The organism is Planktothrix sp. FACHB-1355 (genome assembly GCF_014748295.1).
In the GTDB taxonomy this organism is placed as follows: Bacteria; Cyanobacteriota; Cyanobacteriia; order Cyanobacteriales; family Aerosakkonemataceae; genus Aerosakkonema; species Aerosakkonema funiforme_A.
Map to the genome: position 1 here is coordinate 1 of NZ_JACJUP010000618.1, position 4081 is coordinate 4081.

Here is a 4081-nt window from a genome sequence, read left to right on the forward strand (position 1 = left end):
GATCATCCACAAAGATATCAAACCCGCCAATATTTTGATTAACCCAACTACCAAAGAAGTCAAAGTAATTGATTTTAGCATTGCATCGCTTTTGCCTCGCGAAACCCAAGTTCTTCAAAATCCCAAAGTCTTGGAAGGGACTCTACCTTATCTATCTCCCGAACAAACTGGACGGATGAATCGAGGTATTGATTACCGCACGGATTTTTACTCTCTGGGAGTGACTTTCTACGAACTGCTTACCGGACAGCTGCCGTTCCAATCTGATGACCCGATGGAATTGGTGTACTGTCACCTTGCCAAACAGCCTATCTCAGTAAATCAGCTCAACCCAAGAATTCCTCAAATACTGTCTGATATTGTCAGCAAATTGATGGCGAAAAATGCGGAAGACCGCTATCAAAGTGCGCTGGGACTTAAGGACAATTTGGAAACTTGTTTGTGGCAATGGAAAAATACGGGAACGATCGTACCTTTTGAATTAGGGCAGCGAGACTTGTGCGATCGCTTCATTATCCCAGAAAAATTGTACGGTCGGGAAAGGGAAGTACAAACCCTCCTGGCGGCATTCGTTCGCGTAGCGTCTCCTTCGGAGAATCGCATCGCCAATCAATCGGAATCAGCTCTCCCAAATCCCAAATCCCAAATAGAAATGATGCTCGTTGCCGGTTTTTCCGGTATTGGCAAAACCGCTGTCGTCAACGAAGTTCACAAACCAATTGTGCGGCAGCGCGGCTACTTCATCAAAGGCAAATTTGACCAATTTCAGCGCAACCTTCCCTTCTCAGCTTTCGTACAAGCTTTTCGAGATTTAATGGGGCAATTGCTGAGCGAAACCGATGCCAAACTTGTGCAGTGGCAGTCGGAAATTCTGACAGCATTGGGCGACAACGCGCAAGTAATTGTGGAAGTGATTCCCGAATTAGAACAAATTATCGGAGCGCAACCCCCAGCCGCAGAACTATCGGGAAGTGCGGCGCAAAATCGCTTTAATCTCTTATTCCAGAAATTTATTCAAGTCTTCACAACAAAGGAACATCCCCTTGTCATATTTTTAGACGATTTGCAATGGGCAGATTCAGCATCTTTGCACTTGATTCAATTGCTGATCGACCAGAACGATCGCGGCTATCTATTCTTAATTGGTGCTTATCGCGATAATGAAGTTAGTTTGACGCACCCGTTGATGCTGACTTTGACAGAAATTCAAAAAACTGGCGCAACGGTTAACACCCTGACTTTAGAAGCGCTCCAGAAGTCGGATGCGAACGTTTTGATTGCCGATACTTTGGGTTGTTCGATCGCGCTCGCAAAACCTCTCAACGAACTGGTTTATCAAAAAACAAAAGGCAATCCATTTTTCCTAACTCAATTCCTCAAGTTTCTCCACGAAGATGGACTAATCGAATTTAATTTTAAAGAGCGTTATTGGCAGTGTGATATTTCCCGATTGCGAGCATTGGCACTGACCGATGATGTGGTTGAATTTATGGCACTGCAATTACAGAAATTGCCAGTAGCTACTCAAGAAGTATTGAAACTTGCCGCCTGCATCGGTCATCAATTCGACTTAAGCACACTTGCCATTGTCCGCGAGCAATCTCGATCGGAAACAGCAGTAGATTTGTGGAAAGCATTGCAAGATGGTTTAGTTCTGCCTACGAGTGAAGTTTACAAGTTTTTCCAAGCAGATGAAAACGGAGAAACGCTTGTCGGTAATCAACAAGAATCTACCCAGTTAGCTATTACTAATTCCCAGGTTCCCACCTACCGATTTTTACACGATCGCGTGCAGCAAGCTGCTTATGCTTTGATTCCCGAATCGCAAAAACAAGCAACTCACCTAAAAATCGGTCAACTTTTGTTGAATAAAACCCCTGAAGCTGAAAGAGAAGAGAAAATTTTTGATATTGTCAATCAGTTGAATTATGGTATGGAGTTGATTGTCGATCGAACCGAGCGCGATCGACTGGCTCAACTGAATTTAATCGCGGGACGCAAAGCAAAGAGTGCTACTGCTTATGCGGCAGCACGCGGATATTTAAACGTTGGCAGGCAACTTTTAGCCGTAAATAGCTGGCAAACAAAGTATGAATTAGCACTCAACCTGCACGTTTTAGCAGCAGAAATTGGCTATTTAAGCACTGATTTTCAGCAGATGGAGGAGTTAGCTGACATAGTGCTGCACAACGCCAAAACGTTGCTGGATAAAGTGAAAGTGTATGAAATTAAGCTTTCCGCTTGTACGGCGCAAGTCAAACCGAAACAAGCCGTCGAAATGGGATTGGAAATTCTCAAACTCTTGGAAATTAACTTTCCGGAACAGCCAAGTCCGGCGGATATTCAGCAAGCTCTAGAAGAAACAGCAGCGCTTTTTGCTGACAAAAATATTGCCGATTTTGTCAATTCGCCAGATATGATAGACCCGAAAAAACAGGCAGCGATGCGGATTTTATCGGGGATAGTTTCGCCAGCTTATATAACCGCTCCTTTGCTCCTGCCGCTGATAATTTTGAAAATGGTTCAGTTGTCAGTTTTTTACGGCAACGCTCCTTTATCTGCATTTGCTTACGCTTTGTATGGATTGATATTAAGCGGTGTAGTTTTAGATATCGAAACTGGATATCAATTCGGTCAATTGGCTTTAAATATCGTCGATCGCTTTAACGCTAATTACCTCAAAACCAAAGTTTTCTATACTGTCGGCGTCCACATTATACATGGTAAACACCATGTCAAAGAGACTATTCCCCTTTTAAAAGAAGGTTACGCGAGAGGATTGGAAACGGGAGAGTTAGAATTGGGATATTCAGCCAAAGAAATTTCTCAATATTCCTATTTAATCGCGCATAACCTAACGGAATTAGAACAGGAAATAGACACTTACTGTAAAGCGCTTGCTCAATTCAAACAAGAAGCTGCATTGAATTATACTCAAATCGTTCATCAAGCTCTATTAAATCTTTTAGGACACTCAGAAGATCCTTGTCGCTTTGCAGGTGAAGCTTATAACGAAGAGAAAATGCTGCCGTTTCACATCCAGGCGAACGATCGCAACGGACTCCATTATTTTCACTTCCACAAAATGCTCATTTGCTATCTGTTCGGCAATACTGAGCAAGCTCTAGAAAATGCTCGGCAAGCGGAACAGTATTTAGACGCGGTGACGGGGATGCTGAACGTACCGATGTTCTACTTCTACGATTCGCTGGTGCGGCTGGCGGCTATAAATAGCGATCGCAATTCGGAACAGGAACATCTACTTCATGTGCGAAGCAATCAGGAAAAACTGCAAAAATGGGCTCATCATGCCCCGATGAATTTTTCGCACAAATTTTACTTAGTGGAAGCGGAGATATTCCGAGTACAGGGTGAAAAGATGAAAGCAATGAAAGCTTACGATCGCGCAATTGCCATCGCCAAAGAAAATGAATATCTCAACGAAGAAGCTCTCGCGAATGAACTAGCTGCTAAATTCTACCTGGAATGCAGTAACGAAAAAATTGCAGAAGTATATCTAATTGATGCTTACTATGCTTACGCTCGTTGGGGTGCATCATCGAAAATTGACGATCTAGAAAAACGCTATCCCGAATTACTTGTTAGTATCCTGCAAAACAATAAAACTCACCTCGCTCCCAGCGAGGAAATTTTTACTTCCAGTCGTGCGTCATCAATTTCTAGTTCTACCAGAACAATTACTGGCAGTACCAGCAGTTCCGAGTTAGTAGATTTACCAACGGTTATCAAAGCTTCTCAAGCACTGTCCAGCGAAATGCAAATCGATCGCTTGCTTTCTAGCCTTATGCAAATGGCGATCGAAAATGCTGGTGCTGAAAAAGGAGCATTGATTTTGAACGAAAATGGCAAATGGTCAGTTGTCGGCTACTGCTTTAACCGCGAAAATTGTTATGTTGAATCAATGCCGTTTGAGGATAACTCGGCAATTCCCTTGAGCTTGATTAATTACGTCAAACACACAAAACAAACGCTAAGTAGTCGGACAAAAGTAATCGACACTGTATGAACTTTTGTTAAGGCACTTGCAGGAGTGCCTTCGCACAGCGTGCCGTAGGCATAT

1 protein-coding gene is annotated in these 4081 nt (G+C 43.1%); it reads left to right on the plus strand.

Annotated elements, in window-relative coordinates; genetic code table 11:
* The coding region (locus H6S82_RS21740) for a serine/threonine-protein kinase PknK (protein ID WP_191056689.1) at positions 1 to 4027 on the plus strand (4027 nt) is incomplete at its 5' end.
* Between the last annotated feature and the right edge of the window lie 54 nt (positions 4028 to 4081).